Genomic DNA, 19,486 nt, shown 5'->3' on the forward strand with positions numbered 1-19,486 from the left:
AAATATTTACAACAATTACTGATTTTTCCATTTGATTGCGCAACCAACCGGCTTGGTGACTGTGGTTACAACGGGCTTTCCGCCAAGCAGGTTACTTACTGCTTCTTCTACATATAGCTTGGTGACACCGCCGGCATCCTGCGGATTATCGTCGATCATGCCGATATAACGAACGACAAACTTTGCACCACTTTTCTGGATTACGAACACTTGCGGCATGCGGCTTACGCCGAACGCTTTCGCAACCTGCTGCGAATCATCTACAAGGTATGGATAACTATAATTTTTTGCCAGTGCCCGCTCTTTCATTTTGTCAAAAGAATCATCCGGATGCGTACCCGGATCACTGGGATTGATCGCGACGACTGGAAATCCCTGAGATGAAAACTTGTTATTCAGCGCAATGATACGGTCTTCATAAGCTTTTGCAAAAGGACAGTGATTGCTGGTAAAAACGACAACGACTCCCTTCACATTGGCATAATCCGCCAGCGACACCATACTACCGTTGGTATTTTTCAATCTGAAACCAGCCACTGCATCCCCGATCTGATAGCTTGCCTGGGGGCGCAGGGAGGTACGTTCCTCCGGATCTTCCAACGCGCCGGCATTTAAACTCTTAGTTAATCCTACACATAGAATCAGAGAAACCCATAAACGAATTTTCATATTGTCCCTTTTAATGTTCAATCTATGGTTAGACGTATATTTAACCCGGAAGTAACAATCCCGGATGTTAAAGTTTGTTAAGCTAATAAATCCAGCCCATTCTCAAAACGCTTCCCGCCCCGCTATTTATATAAACCACCTCTCGGAGCTACGTGGCTGGCTCCTAAGGACGGCAGCGGTCCCGGGTTTAACATAAAGACAATCAATGCGTCAGTTTCCCTATTCACACTTTTAATAATCCGCAGGTGCCACCGGAACGGGCCCTAATATTATTCCTAAAATATTGTGTTTCTGTAATTAGCTACTTATCTTTGCACCTCATTTTGAATCAGTATATCTAATTAATTAACATGTACGCAATCGTAGAAATCGCAGGTCAGCAATTTAAGGTTGAAAAGGGTCGCGAAATCTTCACGCATAGGCTTGAAGGTGACGTGAACGCTGCACTTGTATTTGACAAAGTCCTTCTCGTTGATAACGGAGGCACAGTACAGGTAGGGCTGCCGACAGTGGCAGGCGCCTCAGTAAAAGCAACTGTTCTTGAACACCTGAAAGGTGAGAAAGTAATCGTCTTCAAGAAAAAAAGACGTAAAGGTTACAGGGTTAAGAATGGTCACCGTCAGTATTTGACCAAAATCAGCATTGATGATATCGTAGCTTAATGCTGCTTTTCTTTTTCGGCAACGGAAATCAATGTTTGTTCAATCAGGAAATAACAATTAATAGTTAAGATATCATGGCACATAAGAAAGGTGTAGGTAGCTCGAAAAACGGACGTGAATCGGAAAGCAAGCGTCTGGGAGTAAAATTATTCGGTGGTCAGGTTGCCAAAGCAGGAAATATCCTTGTTCGTCAGCGTGGTACCAAACACAACCCTGGCAAAAACGTGGGTATCGGTCGCGACCATACTTTGTTTGCATTGGTTGATGGCAATGTAGTTTTCCGTAAAACCCGCGAAAACAGATCTTACGTTCACATCGAACCGATCGCAGTTGCTGCTGAAACTACTGCGGAAGCGTAATTTCATTCAAAGCATTTTAAAACCCGCCGGACCACGTGTCTTGCGGGTTTTTTCATTTCCGCAAAACCAAAACGACACTTTGCTTGTTTGCCCTTCATATAAGTCATTCCCATTATTTCAGCTGACATGTTAACACGTCCCGTTTTTGTTTATACCGAGTTAAGCCCAAACCCTAACTCTATGAAGTTCGTCCTGAACTTCGAGCTGGTTCCGGACGGGCTTTCCTTTGATTACCCTTCTCTGGAAGCCGCATTGGAAGCTGGCAAAGCTTCACCGCTGGCCTCAGACCTTTTCCAGTTTCCACACGTGAAACGCGTGTTTATCGCGAGTAATTTTATAACGATTTCAAAAGACGATAGCATTGCCTGGGAAGAGGTTCTAAGAGATACAAAACAGTTTATCAAGATCTACTTTGAAGAAAACCATCCGGTTTTTGAACAACAAACAATTGATAAAAATACACTGATCGTCGATTCCCGCGATTCTGATACCGTTCAAAAAATTAAGGCAGCGCTCGACCAGTACGTCCGCCCGGCGGTAGAATCCGATGGAGGAGCTATTAATTTTCACTCTTTCGATGAAGAATCGGGCAGGGTAAAAGTATTGCTGCAAGGCTCTTGCAGTGGCTGCCCTTCGTCGACCCTCACATTGAAAGCCGGTATTGAGAACCTTCTCACCAGAATGGTCCCTGATGTAAAGGAAGTAGTTGCCGAAGGAGTTTAAATAGGTTTGGTCATCTAGCGAGAAACCCTGTCAAGCGGCGGGGTTTCTTTTTTTTTAATGTTTTTTGTTAGTTTCAGGGCATGAAGCAGCTGCTGCATCGGTTTATTGAGCAAATAGAGAGCCTGCAATCCAAAGGCAACGAAATTTTTCCTGCCGGCATATTTCCCGCAGAAAGAGTCAACCCAATCATCGGTTACCGGCGTCCGGACACGACTATCTTCTTTTCTGCGATCAGCTGTTTCACTTTGAAATCGATCCGCTCTTATGCTGACGACGATACCAAGGCCCGCATCGATCGCATTTGCGAAAGCATTATTGCCAATTACCCCGATTTCAGGAATAAGGACGATTTGAAAACCTACAATTTCTGGAAAACAAAACCTTCAAGACATTTCCCAAACGGGCGTATTTTCCACCGTTATGAGCATTTCCGTATCCCCGACGATGTGGATGACACTGCCTTCATCTACCTCACCACGGAACGATCGACAGCAGAGTTGATTTGGCTGAAAGAAAAACTGGGAATGCATTCCAACGGAGCAAAACAGTGGATCCGAAACACGTACCCTGAGTACCGTCAACTGAAAGCCTACTCTACCTGGTTTGGGAAAAACATGTACGTAGAGTTTGATGTGTGTGTACTGAGCAATTTGATGTACTGCCTATTAGACTCTCAACTACCTTTAAATCAACATGATGACGATAGTTTTGAATATATCCGCTCGGTAATTGCAACAGACCGCTACTTGCGCGTGCCTTTTCGATGCGCACACCAATATCCGCGCACGCCGCTTGTTATTTACCATGTTGCGCGTCTCATTGCCCGATTTTCCCCACCAGCTTTGCAGCCTGTCAGAGAAAAACTGATTCTCGATACGCAGAAACTGCTCAGTTCGGGCATTTCTGATATGGACAAGGTGATCCTGTCTACCTCTCTGATCAGGCTCGGTGTAAAAACCGTTCGGGTGCCGGTGGAAAACTTTACCAGTAAAACTTTCGACGGGTTTGTTTTTTTTATAGCAGGCCTGCTCACAGCATATGAACATCCGCTGCTTTACAAATTATCAGCACTTCCGATATTTCATATGCACTGGATTTGCGAGGCGCACTGCTGGACATTACTTGCTGAGTATGAAACGTTGTGGAACCTGTCTGAGAATGGCGGATCCGATTTTAAAACAAAATACGATTGACCGGCATGTCAGATTCAACGATATTATTACGTGTTCGACAAATTATCCGGGAAGGTGACGAAGCGAAGACTTTCGTTTTTGAAAGAAAAGACGGAGACCCACTGATATACAAGGCAGGGCAATTTCTAACATTCATTATTGATCTGCACGGTCATGAGGTTCGCCGCTCCTACTCGATGAGCTCTGCGCCTGAAGTTGATCCTTATCCGGCCATTACGGTCAAGCGTGTCCCCAATGGCGAGATTTCCAGATTCTGGATTGATCGGGTGCAGGAAGGTGACATTTTCACAACCCTGTTTCCTTCCGGCCGCTTCGTACTGGACGATACACTACCTACTGAACATGATATAGTTTTGATTGGAGCCGGGAGTGGCATTACTCCTCTTTTTTCTATTTTAAAACAATCATTAACCTCCAAAATAAAAACCCATATCACGCTGATCTACGCCAGCAGGAATATAAAAAACACGCTCTTCTGGCACCAGATCCTAAAATGGCAGCACGATTTCCCTGCCAGATTTAATGTCGTCCACATACATAGTCAGCCTTCGGACGATTGGAATGGTATTCGCGGCAGGATCAATAATACGCGGCTGGAACAGCTTGTACTGAATTCGTTAAAATTTGAGAAAACACAAGCCCGTTTTTTTATATGCGGCCCGTTTGACCTGATGCGCTCGGCGGAAATCACGCTTCACTTTATGGGTTTTTCCAAAGAACAGATCAGGAAAGAGAATTTCGTGATTGCCTCCCCTCCGCCTCCGCCGCCAGTTTCTTATCCTCACAACATTATAGTAAACTTCCGATCGCAACTGCACCGGTTACACGTCCCCGCCCACGCAACCGTGCTGGACGCCGCTCTTGCACAGGGCATTCAGTTACCTTACAGTTGCAAAGGGGGCCGGTGTTCGACATGTGCTGGCATTTGCAAAAACGGGAAGGTCCATATGAGTGTCAACGAGGTATTAACCGACAAAGATCTCGAGGAGGGTTGGATCCTGACGTGCTCATCTTATGTAGACAGTGACGATGTTGTAATCGAAATCCCACTTGCATGAAATAAAAAAGCGCACGTCTATGACGTACGCTTTTTCAGGATTTAGGATTAGTGGGTACTTACAATAATTAACGTGGAAAAGGTTAAAGGTGTTTTTAGGTTATTAAGAGTAAGGAAAAGTCTGCTAAATCTTTAAGGTTACATTCAGGAATCTCAGCATACTGGCGTCAATATTTCTACGGCTAAACTGCAAAACGCAAGAATAATCTTTCAATGCTTAAAGGTTTTACAAAATTAGTTGTAAAATTAAATTAACAAAGCAATTTTACATGAAAAGTGCTCGAACACGCATTAGAATTTGCTTAGCGTTATCGTACACGATTTGCAATTTCACCTGAGTATCAAAGCGAATAAAACGATACAGCATGCAGGTAATTCAGATTTTATTACAAATGGGCTCGGGAAAATATCACCACCGGGCTTGAACGTATACAATAATAATTCGGGCAAGCCATGTTAATCACTACTTTTGCATGCTTTTAGAAAGAGCAATGACCTTTAACCGATTGTGAAAAAGAAAATTGTAAGAATAAAAGATATTGCGGAAAGAGCGCAGACTTCGAAGGGAACGGTAGACCGGGTGCTCCATAACCGGGGACGGGTAGCCGACGACGTGAGAGAACGAATTCTGAGCATTATCAAAGAGCTGAACTACGAGCCCAACTTTATAGCGCAGTCCCTAAAGTCGCAGCGTACCTACAATCTGGCTGTTCTTGTCCCCGACCCGGAGCTGGATCCTTACTGGCAAGCGCCGAAACTGGGGCTCGAAAAAGCGGAGAAAGAGCTGAGACAATATGGCCTGTCCATCACACAGTTTAATTTCGATCCACACGATGACCAGTCATTTATCGCAAGGGCACATGAAGTGACTGCTGAAAAACCCGATGGATTATTGATTGCACCCGTATTTTATAAAGAAGCGCTACCGTTTTTCAAAGAATGGTATGAAATGGAAATCCCCTATGTACTGTTCAATACCCAGATTGAACATGTAAATCCCTTGTGTTACATCGGACAGGATTCTTATCGCAGTGGGTCGCTTGCGGCGAAGATTTTAAGTTTTGGCTTGCAATCGTCAGGCTCTATTCTCGTTGCTCATATTAACGAAGACATATCCAATTCGGCTCACCTGATCACAAAGGAAGAAGGGTTTAAGGATTATTTCAAAAATCACAGCAGCGAGAATAACTTCCAAATCATCAGCAGAGAAATCCATTTTCCGGAGACCTCAAGCCCGGACGCTGAGCTGGATGAAATCCGGGCACAATATCCTGATCTCAATGCCATTTATGTTACTAATTCAAAAGCATTCGAAGTAGCCGCCTATCTTGAAAAAAGAAATTTGAAACAGATCAAACTCGTTGGCTATGATCTGGTTGAGCGAAATCTGGATTACCTTAAAAAGGAAATAATCCACTTCCTGATCAACCAAAATCCGCTAGGCCAGGGTTATTGGGGTATTCACCAGCTTGCCAACCACCTCGTTTTTAAAAAGGAAGTAGCTCCCATCAAGTTCCTGCCACTGGATATCATTACGAAGGAAAATCTGGACTACTACCTCGATCCGCAATAGAACCTGCCCTGTTACAGGTCACCAAACTGGCTGTACATTTCTTTCAGTTTTGGCTCAGTTTCCTTTGCACGGATGTCTTTTCTCAGTGCAGATACGCCCTGGATGTCGGTCAGCAGGCCAAGTGCCTGAAATGCACCGAAACGAACAAAATAGGAGGAATTGTCCCGCGCAAGCCGTTCCAACACCGGAATGCTTTGCCGCTGGATATCCTGTTTTGATTTGATGAGATACTTACCAAAAACCTGCAGAAAGTTATACTTCTCAGTTGGCTTCATGGCTTTCATCTTGTCGAGAAACCAGCCAAATCGTTCAGGTTGCGCCAGGCCGGCGTAGTAATTCGCAACGGAAGTTACTATCGCGTCATTCGGGGAATTTTCAAACTCGGCTGCTATTGCACTCGCATCGTTGGGTTGAGACATCAGGTATTTCTCAATCGCAACCGAAACTACCTGATAGGAACTATCACTTAATGCTCCCTTGAAAATACTGTCGCTATTGTTATCACCAAAAGAAGCCAGGGTAATGATCGCTTCTGAACGTACCTGCGGATGCGGGTCCGTGCGGGCCAGGGTTTGAATTTTCTTTTCAATGTCTGCGAAACCCGCCCCGGCGTACTCGGCGAAATTACTGACAGCCATTTGCCGGAACTTCCAGAACGGATCGTCCATGGCTTTTTCAAGTATATTTTTCACCGTACTATCTGCCAGTCCCCCTTCCAGCTGGGAAATCGCATCATACTTATGCAAGAACCGGTCGCTGTTCAGGTACTGGAACTCCATTTCCAGGCGGTTCTTTTCGTGCTCGACAACTCCCAGTAACTGCGCGTCGGAATCAAATACAACCAGGTCGGGCTTTTTGGCGGCCGGAAATTCGAGTGTCTGGTTAACCTTGTCAATCAGCACATTATATTGATTTTTCTTTCCGCTCACCCAAACATCCACCTTCACCGGCAGGCGATAAACCGTAGTAGCAACCGTATCCTGTGCCTGTTTGATCTTCAACAATACTTTTCCGCTATTAGCAACGTATTCCTGCTGGATCTTTAAAGAAGGGTGCCCCGGCCTGTGAAACCACTGATCGAAAAACCAATTCAAATCCTCACCGGTGACCTTCTCAAATGCTGTTCTCAGATCATCGATCTCGGCCGTCCCAAATGCATTTTTACGCAGATAATATTTCAGGGAAGCGAAGAATGCGTCGTCACCAACGTACGATCTCAACATATGAAGTATTCTGCCGCCCTTTGCATAGGAATGGCTGTCGAACATATTTTCGCGATCCTTATAAAAATAGCGGATCATAGGAACCTGCTTGGTCTCAGATTCCAGCATATACGACCTCATCTCCTGCAGATTACCCCAATCTGCCTGATACTTCCCGTCATTGTACTCACTCCACAAATACTCGGAATAGTTTGCAAATGACTCATTAAGAGGTAGCTGCCCCCATTCTTCGCACGTAACATAATCACCGAACCAATGGTGAGCCAGCTCGTGCGCAATTACAGCGTCCGAATTCCCGTCAACCAGCGAGCGGGCGTCATTTTGCACACCTTCCTCGTGAACGGTCGCAGTAGTATTTTCCATTGCCCCCGCCACAAAATCTCTGACAGCAACCTGCGCATACTTTTCCCAGGGAAATTCGACACCAAAAATATTGGAGAAAAAGCCTACCATCTCCGGCGTGCGGCCAAAGATAGCGTGCGCGTCAGGACCATATTTCGGCTCAACATAATAGCTCAGCTCCATTCCGTTGGGCATCATATCTTTTGCCACCACAAAATCCCCGACGGCCATCATGGTCAGATAAGGAGCGTGGGGTAATGTCTGTTTCCAATGATCCGTTCGGGTTCCTCTTTTCCCTTCCGTTTGTGAAACCAGCAGGCCGTTGGACAGGGTTTTAAAAGTACTGTCAACCGTTATATAAATGTCCTGCGTAAACTTCTGATTAGGTGCATCAATGGTAGGAAACCAGCACGAACTACCTTCTGTTTCACCCTGCGTCCATATTTGCCGTGGCTTACCTTCATCAAGTCCGTCAGCATTAATAAAATATAACCCCTTGTCCGTCTGACTGTCGTCGGGTTTGTTCCGTGGGACTTCATTAGGTTTGGCAACATAGTCTATTTTGACAAGCAAGGTATCGTTCCTTGAATAATCCTTTTCCAGTTTGACGATCAGCTTCCTTTTGTCTTCATAAGTAAAATTCAGCTTCTTCGTCACTTTGCCGGCAATTTCCTCAGAACTTAAAGATCCGTAGTCGCCGACAGTGTCCAGCATCGAAACACCTTTGATATCAAATCCTTTTGCATCAAGTTCAAGTGTATTCTGCGGCTTGAAGTGCGGCTTAAACATGATGATGGCAGATGCAGGGACCTGCTGCCTGGCCCAGTCGAACTGTACATCCAGGCGGGTGTAGAGAATATCCGACTTTGTGGTCCGCTCGGGCCTGTAAGGTCCTTTTTTAGTAACTGCGCCGGGATTTCTCCTGTAAACGGTATCAGAAGGAAAACTTCCCGCGGCCGCGCTGTATGTGACAGGTATAAATAGAATTAAACCAAAAACGGTGAAGATCAATCGGCGCAAAAAAATGGTATTGTAACCGGCCATATCTGCATTAAGATTGTGTGCTAGTAAGTAAGTCAAATTCTTTGGATTTAATGAACGATGCGTGGCTGCCTCAAAAGCGGTTACACTCTCAGGATCAATCCTGCCTCTGCGGCACGCCGGGCAGGAATGTAGGATACAACCATAGTTATCATAACGACAATAACGCCCGTATAGAGTATATCTTCCCATATTAATTTAACGGGATAAGCATCAACCAGTGAGGTTGTCATCCCCATCGAAACAAAACCGTATTTTATCTGTAACCAGCAAATCAAAATTCCACCCAAAAGGCCCGCAATCGCGCCGGAAAGCGCGACTATTGCCCCTTCCGCCAAAAATATCCGCCGGATTAGCCCCGGGCTTGCGCCCAGCGCGTAAAGCATTGATACATCTTTTTTCTTTTCAATAGCCAGCATGCTTAATGAAAAGAAAATGTTGATTGCCGCAACTAAAATAATCAGGGAAAGGGTTACTCCCACAAAAAGCTTTTCCATTTTGATGGCCCTCAAAAGATCTGCGTTCAGCGAGTCGCGGTCTTTCACTACAAACCTGCTCCCTAGTACTGCAGATAATTGTTCACTTACTTCCTGCTCCGAAAATCCAGGCTTCACATTGATTTCCAGTGCCGACCGGTCTCCACGGTACTGCATCAGCGAATCCACCAGCGCTACCGGCGCAATCACGTAGTCATCGTACCGGGTTTCGATAAAAAAAACGCCCCCCGGCCGCAGTGCCAGCTGATTGAATGCCTCCGGGGAAGCCAGATTGAGTAGCTTGGTATTCGTCTTGGGATACAAAAATTCAAGCGGAACAGTAATGTCTTCCAACGCGATCGAAAGCGCATTCCGGATCCCCTCCGACACGATCGCATAGGGAGTTCCGTTCATTCCGTACAGTTTCAGCGAGCCCTCAATGAGTGCAGTATCCAACCTGCCTTGCTCCTCGAAACTATAATCAACACCTTTCAAACGAACGATTGTCTGCTGATTCCCGTATCGTGCAAGTGCATTGTCTTCTATGATCTGCGTTACTAACCGAACACCAGTTACTTTCTTTATATCGCCGAGAATCGCATCCGTTATTTCAAAGCGCTTTCCCGCGGCTGGGGTAACTTTTACATCTGCATCAAAAGTCTTAAAGATCTTCCGGTTGAGCTCCTCCATTCCATTAAAAACAGACAATACCACAACCATCGCCATAGTGCCAACCGCTACGCCGGTCATGGCGATACGGGCGATCAGGCTGATAAAACTTCGTTTGTTACGCGAGAAAAAGTATCGAACTGCAATTCGGTACGAAAGATCCATGACAGGAAGGATTAGAAATTAGTTTACTCCCTCTTCCTCGTCCGGTCCCGGCGGAGGTATCACAAGATCTGAGAATAACAGTTCCATTTTAGCGGCGTATTCCGCTGTATCGTCCAGATAAAATTGTAGATGCGGAACAATGCGCAGCTGATGGCGCACGCGCTCTGCCAGTTTCTGACGAATGAACCGGGTATTTTCTTTGACTGAATCCAGCAATATAGTCTTATTCTTTTCAGGCAAAAAGCTAAGGTAAGCCCTGGCAATGCTTAAATCAGGAGTGACACGCACCGCCGTAATCGTAACGATCGACCCGCTGACAAGATGCTGTGCATCTTTCTGAAAAATCTCTCCCAGGTCTTTCTGGATTTGCCTGCCTACTTTCTGTTGTCTTTTCGATTCCATGAGTTATTTCATTATCGGAGAAGGGTTCGCACGCTGCATATCGGCCTCTCTGCTTCTCAGTTTGAGATATGCAAACTTACATTCCCAAATCATCCTTCCACGTTTCCCAACTAAATACAAATATCCGCACTTATTTTGTTTTTGTAGAATGCAGCGTTGTAATTTCGTAAAAGTTATTCCCGTAAGTTACATAATCCGCATACTACTTGCTTAGTTTTTTCCGAGTCAACGCAAGGTATCAGACCATCAGCCTGGTAGTATTCTTCCTGCTGCTCCGCCTGCCGTTCTTTCTGGGGGGATCTCCCCTATTGATCCCAGAACTGAGCTGGATGCTTGTTGGCGAGCAGATGGGTCGTGGCTTTATGCTTTACCGGGATGTGTGGGACAATGTCAGCCCATTTTCCGGGCTCACTTACTGGCTGATCGACAGCCTGTTCGGACGTACACAGTGGGTTTACCAGATCGCTGCCATCACTGTATCGCTAGTCCAGATATTGTATTTCAACTACGTAATCCACTCTCGTGAAGTTTTTCCTGAACGCACGTTTTTGCCCGGCGCACTCTACGCGCTTTTTCTAAATATTTCCTTTGATATGGGTACGTTGTCACCCATGCTGATGGCCAATACTTTTCTTCTGTTTGCTTTCGGTTCAATTGTCAAAATCCTTGTCAGGCGGGAAGTGACCACGCAGGTTTTCGAAATGGGGCTATACGTTGGGATAGCCACATTGTTCTACTTGCCTGCCTCGTTATTTGTTGTCTGGGCGTTTCTTGCACTGCTTTTTTATACAGGCTCCACATTCAGGCATCACTTGCTTGGTCTCTTCGGATCTATTTTTCCATTGATGATGGTTGTCCTGTTTTTCTATCTGAACAACGGGATCGAAAGCCTCAACAGAAACCTGCTTACATCGGTTTTCCAGGTAAAACAATACAATCTCAATGATTTTTCATCGCTGCTCGCCTCGCTGCTGCTCCCGCTCGGATTCGGTATCATGGGGTTTATGAGGATATTTACTACGCTCCGGTTTGTCAACTATCAGACCCGCATTCAGCAGGTTATGGCGCTATGGTTCATCGTGGCAGTTTTCACGATTCCTTTAATGCAGTTCCTGGCACCAATGCAGTTTGTGATCTTCGTTCCTCCTGCCGCATTTTTTGCAACGCATTATTTCCAGAGTTTCAAGAAAAACAGCTGGGCCGACGAGCTGCAATTCACATTAATGGGCGCAGTCATTATTTTGATCCAATACCAGGGTTTGAGGGGCATCATACCAGGTATTTCAATGGGAAAGCTCGAAAACCTGAGGGCCAGGCAGGCTAATCTTCCCGAGCAGATTACCGGAAAGCGGATACTGGTACTCGGCAGCCACTCAGGAGAATACATCGATAACTTCACCGCCACACCATACCTGAACTGGGAGCTCGCCAGTTACGATTTAAGAAATCTCGACAACTTCGACAGTGTGATCCACGTTTACGATAATTTCAAAAAAGACCCCCCGGATTATGTGATCGACAAGGTCAATATGATGCCGAAGCTGCTTGGAAGGGTCCCGGCCCTCAAAAGTCAATATGAGCCGAGTCCCTGGAAAGGCATTTATCAGCGCATTAACTAGCAGGAAATTTTATCAACCCGTGTCTGGTGCCGGCCGCCTTCGAATTCAGTAGCCAAAAATGCTTCCAGGCTGGCCAGAGCAGTTTCCAGCTCAATGAACCGGACAGGGAAACAAATCACATTTGAATCATTATGCTGGCGCGCAAGCGGGGCAAGAGGAATGTCCCAAACCAGCGCGGCCCGGATTCCCTGGTGTTTATTAGCTGTAATGCAAACTCCCTGCCCGCTTCCACAGAGCAAAACGCCTTTTTCGTACGCTCCGCTTTCCACAGCGCTCGCCACAGGGTGGGCAAAATCGGCGTAGTCCGCAGAATCAGCACTGTAAGTCCCGAAATCCTTCGTTTCGAAACCATTAGCGTTCAGCCATTCAATAATGGGTTCTTTGTATGGAAATCCGGCGTGATCTGAGCCAATAGCAATTTTTCTCATTACTTTTCTGTTAATTAAAGCCCGTCTCGTTTACGACGTGCAGGTTATTGAAAAACGTCGCTATTTTATGGACGCTGACATTACAAAAATACCACTATCTCGTTTAACAATTAAATGGAGTAAAAGAATATGAGTGAAGAAAAAAAGCCAACCAATGCAGAGTTAGTCGATGTATCCCTTCTCAATCCTGCCGTTCCCGAAGATGAAATAAGGATTAAGGAAGCATTTGAAGATAGAAACTGGAACGAAATAAAAAGTGCTGATTCCTGGGTTATATTCAAAGTAATGGCCGAGTTTGTTGAAGGATTTGATAAACTGGCCAAAATAGGCCCCTGTGTTTCCCTGTTCGGATCAGCCCGAACATTACCTGATAATCCGCATTATAAAACAGCCGAAGAAATTGCCGCCAAGCTTGTCAGGCATGGCTATGGCGTGATCACCGGCGGTGGGCCGGGTATCATGGAAGCGGGTAACAAAGGTGCATTCGAACAAGGCGGTAAGTCGGTCGGGTTGAATATCAAACTACCTTTTGAGCAACACAGCAACATTTACATTGACCACGATAAGAGCATCAACTTTGACTTCTTCTTCGTGCGCAAGGTGATGTTTGTGAAATATTCACAAGGGTTTGTGGTTATGCCGGGCGGATTTGGTACGCTGGATGAGCTTTTTGAAGCGATGACACTCATTCAAACCAAGAAAATCGGCCGGTTCCCTATTGTTCTCGTAGGCAGCTCGTACTGGTCCGGCCTGCTCGACTGGATCAAGGGTACCATGCTGACAGAGAGAAATATTAACCCGGAAGACCTTAAACTCATCAGTCTAGTGGACACGCCCGACGAAGCGGTTAAGGTGATCGATACTTTCTATTCCAAATATCTGCTAAAACCAAACTTCTGATGGTTACTAGTCTTCAAACGATAGGTAGGGAGTTAATTTTTCTATCAGCTTTTCGTCCAGCACCCTGATTTTCCGCAGGTCGTCGCTGTTGCTGAACTTTCCATGCTGGTTTCGATAATTGATGATTATGGAAACCAGCTTTTTATTTTTCAAATAGCTATGACTGCCAAGTTCCTCAGCAGTAGCTGTATTAATCCGGATTTTCCTGATCGGGCCCGCTATGTCGGCGTACCTGTGCAGTTCCGACAAGGCCAGAGAGTCCAGACCGAAGATTTCCGCAAACTGGTCTTTGGAATAAAAACCGCCAAGCCCGTCGCGAAACTTCAGTATCCTCATGGAAAGCTTCGTCCCGATTCCTTTAAGTTTCACCAGGTGTGTTGTATCGGCTGCATTAATATCGAAAGAAGCCACCGCAGGTTTCCCGGAACGCAAACTTGTGGTATTAGAAGGCTGGTCGGGAGTTTTTGTACTTAATTTTTCTTTAAGGTTGGTGACCTGGGAAGCCGGCAGCACTATATAATTTTCGAGCTTTTGGTAAAGATCGGAAGGGAAATCATAGATATTGAGCAGGTCCTCTTTTTTCCTGAATTTGCCTCCTTTCGATCTGAATTTATCGATCCTCCTGGCAAGAAAAAGCGGTATTCCCACTCCGTTGAGCTCGTTAACCGTAGCAGTATTCGGGTCAAATCGGACGAGTTTGACCGTCATTCCAGGCTTTGCCTCAAAATTGCGTTTCGGGAATTTTCGCCTGTTTTGCTGTTTTAACGCATTTTCGCTTTCAATTTTCGCAACGATACTATCCAGTTTCTGCTCCGTCAAAGGTTCGGAACCTGGTGGCAGCACGGGTAGGATATACCTCCTGAAAATGAATGGGGTCCAGATCAGTACCACACAAAGTACGATCAGCGCCAATGCGCCACGCGCTTCCTTCCTGGAAACGCCGAAGTAGTCCTGAAAAAGGATTACAATTTTTTTAAACATAGTCAAGAGAGTCAGATTTCTCTTTTGACGTCACAATCGGTAATTGGTATCAGATATTTATAAATAAAAAAAACGCCACACTTACTGCACTGCCCCCCAAAAGTTAGACACTTCTTGGGGGTATTTTTATGGGTAAAAACAGAAAACACAGTGCAGAGTTGAGGTTAGCGGTTGTAAAATCTTATTTAGGCGGAGGTGGTATTAATGAATTGGCCAGACGCTTTGGGATTACTAGGTCCTGTATACAGAAATGGGTGGGACACTATAAACAAGGCGGCGGTTCAAGTCTTTTGCCGCAATACGGGCGCGATTACACAATAGAATTTAAGCAACAAGTTGTGTTCGCTTATCAGAAACAGGGTTTATCTTTGAATGAGTGCTGCTTCAAATTTAAAATACCCAGTAAAAGTACTTTACATGTTTGGGTCCGGCAGTATGAGCAGTTTGGTATAGATGGTTTTAGCACGGCCCGTGGCAGGCCCAGGTCTATGAAAAACAAACCCAAGATCATAAAAACATACGGTCCATTGACCCGGTTAGAGCAGCTCGAAAACGAAAACCTGCGCCTGAGGGCAGAAAATGACTTGCTAAAAAAGTTGGATGCCTTAATCCGCCAGAAGGAAGCTGCGCAAAAGAAAAAGCGTTGACAATCCATGGGTTAAGGCAGAAATATCCGCTTGAATTGCTTTTGGAGCTCTTTGAAATACCCAGGAGCAATTTCTACTACCATATTAAAAATAGCGCTCAGGCCAGCAAGTATAAGGAGGCGAAAAAGCAGATCAGGCAAGTTTACGATCGGCATAAGGGAAGGTTCGGCTACCGTCGCATCACAATGATGATCAGGAAGATGGGCAGCGAGCTCAACCATAAAACGGTCTTAAAGCTGATGAAGTCCATGGGCCTGAAATCGTTGATCCGTCTCAAAAGGTACCGCTCTTACAAAGGCCAGACAGGCAGGGTTGCGCCCAATATTCTCAACAGGGATTTTAAATCTGAAAAACCATCACAGAAATGGGCGACGGATGTCTCCGAGTTCAGGGTGAAAGACAAAAAACTTTTTCTGTCTCCTATTATTGACCTGTTTAATGGAGAAATCATCAGTTACAACCTGTCCGAATCAGCTAATTTTAAGCAAGTAACACAAATGCTCGAAACGGCATTTAAAAAGATCAATAAGCCAGAAAATCTGGTACTGCATTCCGACCAGGGCTGGCAATACCAAATGAGTAAATATCAAAAAATACTTGAATCGAAGGGTATTATCCAAAGCATGTCCAGAAAAGGCAACTGCCTGGACAATGCGATTATTGAAAACTTTTTTGGCACCATTAAATCAGAGTTGTTCTACCTGAACAAATACCAAAGCACCGACCAGCTGAAAGAAGACATCAAGGAATATATCGACTACTACAACAACGACAGGATCAGGCTTAATTTAAATGGAATGAGCCCGGCACAATACCGGGCTCATCACACTAATCGTTAAATTATAAAACGTCCAACTTTTGGGGTTCAGTCCATACACGTGACGTTTTTTCGGGGTGAGTCGTTTCGGTTTTTACTGGTTGACGTAAACGCTGCCTGCGCTTGCCGACAGCCTTACAGGGATTCCTCCGCCATTCATTGTTCCGCTCACATGTTCCTTTTCGGCACGTCCGTTGAAATTTTTCAAAGGGATATTGACCTTATTTCCACGCAGGTTCAAATCCATACCGGCGTCCATGGGCATGGTAACCCGCACACTACCGGCCGAGGTAGAAATATCGACATATTTGCCAAGCTTTGTTAACTCTACCTCCACACTACCCGCGCTTGTACTTGCCTTTATGCTGCCCGAAACGTTAGCCAATCGCACAGAACCTCCCGAAGTGCCGGTATCCAGTGCCCCACTGATATTGTCGCCTTTAACACTTCCTCCGCTGGTATGGGCCGCAATATCCCCATCAATATTATTGAGCTGAATGCTGCCGCCGGAAGTATTCAGTTCTATTTTTCCTTTCAATTCCATTGCTTTGATACTTCCGCCGCTGGTCTGCAGATTGATCTGATCGCGGCAGTTTGCCACATCAATGCTACCTCCCGAAGTACGACCACGGATCAGCCCGTTAAGATCATCGACTTTCAGACTACCTCCGCTGGTACTGAAATTTTGCTCGCCGGTAAGGGAAGCGATTTTAATGCTGCCGCCGCTGGTTTTAAGATTTGTAGCCACATTTCTGGGCGCAAAAACCTTGAACCCGATCGAGACACTTTTATCATTCCACTTTACTCCATTCTTCCTTTTCGCCGTGGCCACCACCGTATTTCCTTCGGTACCGATCAAAATGTCAAAATCTTCCAGCCTGTCCTCAATTTCCTCTTTCGACAGTTCTTTCTTTCCATTCCAGTTGTTGGGCCGTACGTACATGTCAACCCGGAAGCCGTCACTTTGCCCGCCTGTTACTGCAATGGAGCCGCCAGAAGTTTCTACTTTCAGTTCTTTCAGAGATGCATTTGTGAATTTTTTGCTTACGTAAGGCTTTTCATCGTCGGACTGGCCGTTCACCGCTATATTTAAAAGCAGGGTCAGCGCAGCCAGGAGTAAAGTTTTTGTTTTCATGATCTGTCAATTTGTTTTTTCAATGATGTTAAAACAGGGAGATAAGTTGCGTGGAAAATGCATTTGGTCTGATCTTATTCAATGTCCTCCTTTGAAATAATTACCAAAGAATAAAGCCAGTTTATACTGCGCTGACTAACAGAAGATTACCAAATACAACATGTCCGCTTTCGGACATCTCATACAGATGAAATCATAAGTAGTCCGCTCTCTGTTTAATACAGGAACGATTTTTTCAATTCCATAAACAAATTCAAGATTTTATGAAAACGTATCAGATTGAGGTAGTTGACGAGGCAGATACTGACCTTGTATGGAAAATCCTGCAAACGCTTGAACAAAGGGGCCTGATTACGGTAAAAAGCGGAAAGCTCTTCGAATCAGAAAAAGCGACACCTGCCACAGAGGAGCAGGTTCAGGAAATTATTGAAGAAGCTGAACTCGGCCCTTACTATTCCGAGAAGGAAGCAAAGGACATTCTGAATTTGTAAGTTTATTTTTTGCGGATTGAGATCACCTTAATTTCATCGAAAGTTGCATTTCGTTCCCAGCCGCATTTTACTGAGGATTTGTTACCTGTCTGGCTGTATTTCAAATGCACAGGGGTGAAGCTGTAATAACTATTTATTTCTCCCAGCTCATCTTCTATTTTTTGAATGGAGCCTTTGTCAGGCAATACTGAATAGGTACTGTCGGCAGATTTAATGCTGAAATGCCAGGAGCAGCCGTCGGCAGCAAGCATATTTGTCCAGGTGGCATCTGCTTCCAATATCTGTTCACTTGGTATTTTGTCTTCGTCATGGCAGCCTATCCAGGCCAGCAATCCAAAAAGTACGATCAGCGTTTTCATTTGATTTTCGGTTTACAGCTTTGTCAGAAGACGCGAGATTGATTTTATTGGTTGCAACTGCCGATCAGGTATTTAGAAAAGCTTTAAACCAGTTACCTGAGTTTTTGATGATGCGTTTCTGCGTTTTAAAATCTACAAATACCAGGCCGAACCGCGCGAGATAACCTTCTGCCCACTCAAAATTGTCCATCAGCGTCCAGGCAAAATAACCCTTTACACGCATCCCCTCTTTTCGGGCCTTCAAAATTGCTTTTAGATACTGCTGAAAGTAACGCGTACGCTCCGGGTCCTCTACTTTTCCGTCCTTTTCAGCATCTTCGAAAGCGGCCCCGTTTTCAGACACAACAATGTCCCGGATGCCCTGATAAGCGGAAAACTGCTGCAAGATTTTAAACATTCCCCCGGGATCAATTTCCCAGCCCATACTGGTAACCTCAACTTTTCGAAGGCTCGCCGGCACTTCCTTTAACCAGATCACCGGCGCCAGATAGGAATGCCTGACTACAACACTAAAGTAATTTTGCAGTCCGATGAAGTCGAAGTCAAACTGCAGCTTTTCAAGGTCGCCGGGTTTCATGTATCTATTCAATTTCAGCAAATAAGGAAAAGCATCTGCCGGATAACCCATGCCAAGTGCGGGCTCGACAAAAAGTCTGTTCATCAAAGCGTCGGCCCGCTTCGCAGCCCGCAGATCTGCCGCGCTGCCGCTGTTGGGGTACACATAAGAACAGGACACAGCAGTACCGATATAGGCGTAAGGCACCGCTGCCCGGAGAATTCTGCCGCCCTCTGCCTGACATAACGCGAGATGGTGCACGACCGGCAGAAAATTCCACAGTCCTTTTTTCCCCGGTGCATGCAAACCGGTTGTGTAGCCAAGACCAGCCACAGCCATCGGCTCATTAAGAACAATCCATGAGCGCACCCGGTCACCGAAAGCCTGCGCGCAAATCAGGGTATAGTCAGAAAACCATTTTACAATCTCCCTGTTTTTCCAGCCGCCCCGGTCTTCCAGGGCCTGTGGCAGGTCCCAGTGATAAAGCGTGATCCAGGGCTCAATGCCGAGTTTGAGACATTTGTCGATCAGCCTGTTATAAAATGCTACTCCCTTGCTATTCACTTCCCCGGTTCCCTGCGGCAGGATACGAGACCACGAGATCGAAAACCGGAATTCTTTGAAACCCATTTCTCTGACCAGTTCCAGGTCACTTTCGTAATGATTATAAAAATCGCAGGCCACATCCGCATGCTGCCCAAGCTTGATCTTACCTTTCTTTTTCGAGAAAGTATCCCAGATACAATCGCCCCGGCCATCTGTATTTACCGCCCCCTCAATCTGATAGGCACTGGTAGCAACTCCCCAGTGAAAATCACTCCCAAAATCTCCACGGGAAATTTTGTCAGGGCTAGATGTCTCTTCTTCGGAAACTTCACAAATCTGATTGGCAGGCACTGGCAAATTGAAGCTGGTTTTTGCTGAAAGTTATAAACATAATACAGAAAAACCCTTCATCCGCAAAGGACAAAGGGTTTTTCAATTGACAAAAGGGTCTTA

At 45.5% G+C, this 19,486-nt stretch carries 20 protein-coding genes; 11 read left to right on the top strand and 9 right to left on the bottom strand.

Features of this window, described 5'->3' with window-relative positions:
* Nucleotides 1–15 precede the first annotated feature (15 nt).
* Nucleotides 16–669 carry a thioredoxin family protein gene (locus FXO21_RS04980; protein WP_149639065.1) on the bottom strand — a complete coding sequence of 218 codons (654 nt, stop codon included), beginning with the start codon at nt 667–669 and terminating at the stop codon, nt 16–18.
* 350 nt (nt 670–1,019) lie between these two features.
* Between FXO21_RS04980 and rplU the strand changes: the two genes are divergently transcribed.
* The 6 genes from rplU (at nt 1,020) to FXO21_RS05010 (ending at nt 6,236) form a co-directional block, all read left to right on the top strand.
* Complete coding sequence (gene rplU / locus FXO21_RS04985) at nt 1,020–1,331, top strand: 50S ribosomal protein L21 (protein ID WP_149639066.1); 312 nt, start codon at nt 1,020–1,022, stop codon at nt 1,329–1,331.
* A 74-nt stretch (nt 1,332–1,405) separates the two neighbouring features.
* The gene (gene rpmA / locus FXO21_RS04990) at nt 1,406–1,690 is read left to right on the top strand and encodes a 50S ribosomal protein L27 (RefSeq protein ID WP_149639067.1); all 285 of its coding nucleotides are present in this window, start codon (nt 1,406–1,408) and stop codon (nt 1,688–1,690) included.
* A gap of 126 nt (nt 1,691–1,816) precedes the next feature.
* Nucleotides 1,817–2,413, top strand: a complete 597-nt coding sequence (locus FXO21_RS04995; protein ID WP_149639068.1) for a NifU family protein — start codon at nt 1,817–1,819, stop codon at nt 2,411–2,413.
* 80 nt (nt 2,414–2,493) lie between these two features.
* Nucleotides 2,494–3,606, top strand: a complete 1,113-nt coding sequence (locus FXO21_RS05000; protein ID WP_149639069.1) for a hypothetical protein — start codon at nt 2,494–2,496, stop codon at nt 3,604–3,606.
* Nucleotides 3,607–3,611: 5 nt separating this feature from the next.
* Complete coding sequence (locus FXO21_RS05005; protein WP_149639070.1) at nt 3,612–4,664, top strand: ferredoxin--NADP reductase; 1,053 nt, start codon at nt 3,612–3,614, stop codon at nt 4,662–4,664.
* A gap of 507 nt (nt 4,665–5,171) precedes the next feature.
* The gene (locus FXO21_RS05010) at nt 5,172–6,236 is read left to right on the top strand and encodes a LacI family DNA-binding transcriptional regulator (RefSeq protein ID WP_149639071.1); all 1,065 of its coding nucleotides are present in this window, start codon (nt 5,172–5,174) and stop codon (nt 6,234–6,236) included.
* An 11-nt stretch (nt 6,237–6,247) separates the two neighbouring features.
* Here FXO21_RS05010 and FXO21_RS05015 read toward each other — a convergent pair whose 3' ends face one another.
* Genes FXO21_RS05015 through rbfA form a run of 3 tightly spaced genes read right to left on the bottom strand, consistent with a single transcriptional unit; the run spans nt 6,248 to nt 10,554 of the window.
* Entirely contained in the window at nt 6,248–8,881 is a 2,634-nt protein-coding gene (locus tag FXO21_RS05015) for a M1 family aminopeptidase (protein WP_225865571.1), read from the bottom strand.
* A 44-nt stretch (nt 8,882–8,925) separates the two neighbouring features.
* On the bottom strand, nt 8,926–10,152 hold the full coding sequence (locus FXO21_RS05020) for an FtsX-like permease family protein (protein ID WP_149639072.1): 1,227 nt from the start codon (nt 10,150–10,152) through the stop codon (nt 8,926–8,928).
* 18 nt (nt 10,153–10,170) lie between these two features.
* Nucleotides 10,171–10,554 carry a 30S ribosome-binding factor RbfA gene (gene rbfA, locus FXO21_RS05025; RefSeq protein ID WP_149639073.1) on the bottom strand — a complete coding sequence of 128 codons (384 nt, stop codon included), beginning with the start codon at nt 10,552–10,554 and terminating at the stop codon, nt 10,171–10,173.
* Nucleotides 10,555–10,760: 206 nt separating this feature from the next.
* On the opposite strand from rbfA, the gene FXO21_RS05030 reads away from it, so the two are divergent.
* Nucleotides 10,761–12,173: a hypothetical protein gene (locus tag FXO21_RS05030; RefSeq protein ID WP_149639074.1), complete on the top strand. Its 1,413-nt coding sequence runs from the start codon at nt 10,761–10,763 to the stop codon at nt 12,171–12,173.
* On the opposite strand, the gene rpiB is transcribed toward FXO21_RS05030, so the two are convergent.
* The gene (gene rpiB / locus FXO21_RS05035; RefSeq protein ID WP_149639075.1) at nt 12,170–12,601 is read right to left on the bottom strand and encodes a ribose 5-phosphate isomerase B; all 432 of its coding nucleotides are present in this window, start codon (nt 12,599–12,601) and stop codon (nt 12,170–12,172) included. The genes FXO21_RS05030 and rpiB overlap by 4 nt on opposite strands.
* Nucleotides 12,602–12,730: 129 nt before the next feature.
* On the opposite strand from rpiB, the gene FXO21_RS05040 reads away from it, so the two are divergent.
* Nucleotides 12,731–13,501: an LOG family protein gene (locus FXO21_RS05040; RefSeq protein WP_149639076.1), complete on the top strand. Its 771-nt coding sequence runs from the start codon at nt 12,731–12,733 to the stop codon at nt 13,499–13,501.
* Between the two features lie 6 nt (nt 13,502–13,507).
* Here FXO21_RS05040 and FXO21_RS05045 read toward each other — a convergent pair whose 3' ends face one another.
* Nucleotides 13,508–14,482, bottom strand: coding sequence for a ComEA family DNA-binding protein (locus FXO21_RS05045; RefSeq protein ID WP_149639077.1), 975 nt, complete (start codon nt 14,480–14,482; stop codon nt 13,508–13,510).
* Nucleotides 14,483–14,610: 128 nt separating this feature from the next.
* On the opposite strand from FXO21_RS05045, the gene FXO21_RS05050 reads away from it, so the two are divergent.
* Complete coding sequence (locus tag FXO21_RS05050; RefSeq protein WP_149638667.1) at nt 14,611–15,129, top strand: helix-turn-helix domain-containing protein; 519 nt, start codon at nt 14,611–14,613, stop codon at nt 15,127–15,129.
* A 41-nt stretch (nt 15,130–15,170) separates the two neighbouring features.
* Entirely contained in the window at nt 15,171–15,968 is a 798-nt protein-coding gene (locus FXO21_RS05055; protein ID WP_229245209.1) for an IS3 family transposase, read from the top strand.
* Between the two features lie 72 nt (nt 15,969–16,040).
* Here the strand turns inward: FXO21_RS05055 and FXO21_RS05060 are convergent, their stop codons facing one another.
* Complete coding sequence (locus FXO21_RS05060; RefSeq protein ID WP_149639078.1) at nt 16,041–17,081, bottom strand: DUF4097 family beta strand repeat-containing protein; 1,041 nt, start codon at nt 17,079–17,081, stop codon at nt 16,041–16,043.
* Between the two features lie 263 nt (nt 17,082–17,344).
* On the opposite strand from FXO21_RS05060, the gene FXO21_RS05065 reads away from it, so the two are divergent.
* Complete coding sequence (locus FXO21_RS05065; protein ID WP_149639079.1) at nt 17,345–17,572, top strand: hypothetical protein; 228 nt, start codon at nt 17,345–17,347, stop codon at nt 17,570–17,572.
* 2 nt (nt 17,573–17,574) lie between these two features.
* Here the strand turns inward: FXO21_RS05065 and FXO21_RS05070 are convergent, their stop codons facing one another.
* On the bottom strand, nt 17,575–17,931 hold the full coding sequence (locus FXO21_RS05070; protein ID WP_149639080.1) for a hypothetical protein: 357 nt from the start codon (nt 17,929–17,931) through the stop codon (nt 17,575–17,577).
* A 64-nt stretch (nt 17,932–17,995) separates the two neighbouring features.
* A complete protein-coding gene (locus FXO21_RS05075) occupies nt 17,996–19,384 on the bottom strand; it encodes a GH1 family beta-glucosidase (RefSeq protein ID WP_225865903.1) in 1,389 nt (462 codons plus the stop codon).
* Between the last annotated feature and the right edge of the window lie 102 nt (nt 19,385–19,486).

The organism is Dyadobacter sp. UC 10 (genome assembly GCF_008369915.1).
In the GTDB taxonomy this organism is placed as follows: domain Bacteria; phylum Bacteroidota; class Bacteroidia; order Cytophagales; family Spirosomataceae; genus Dyadobacter.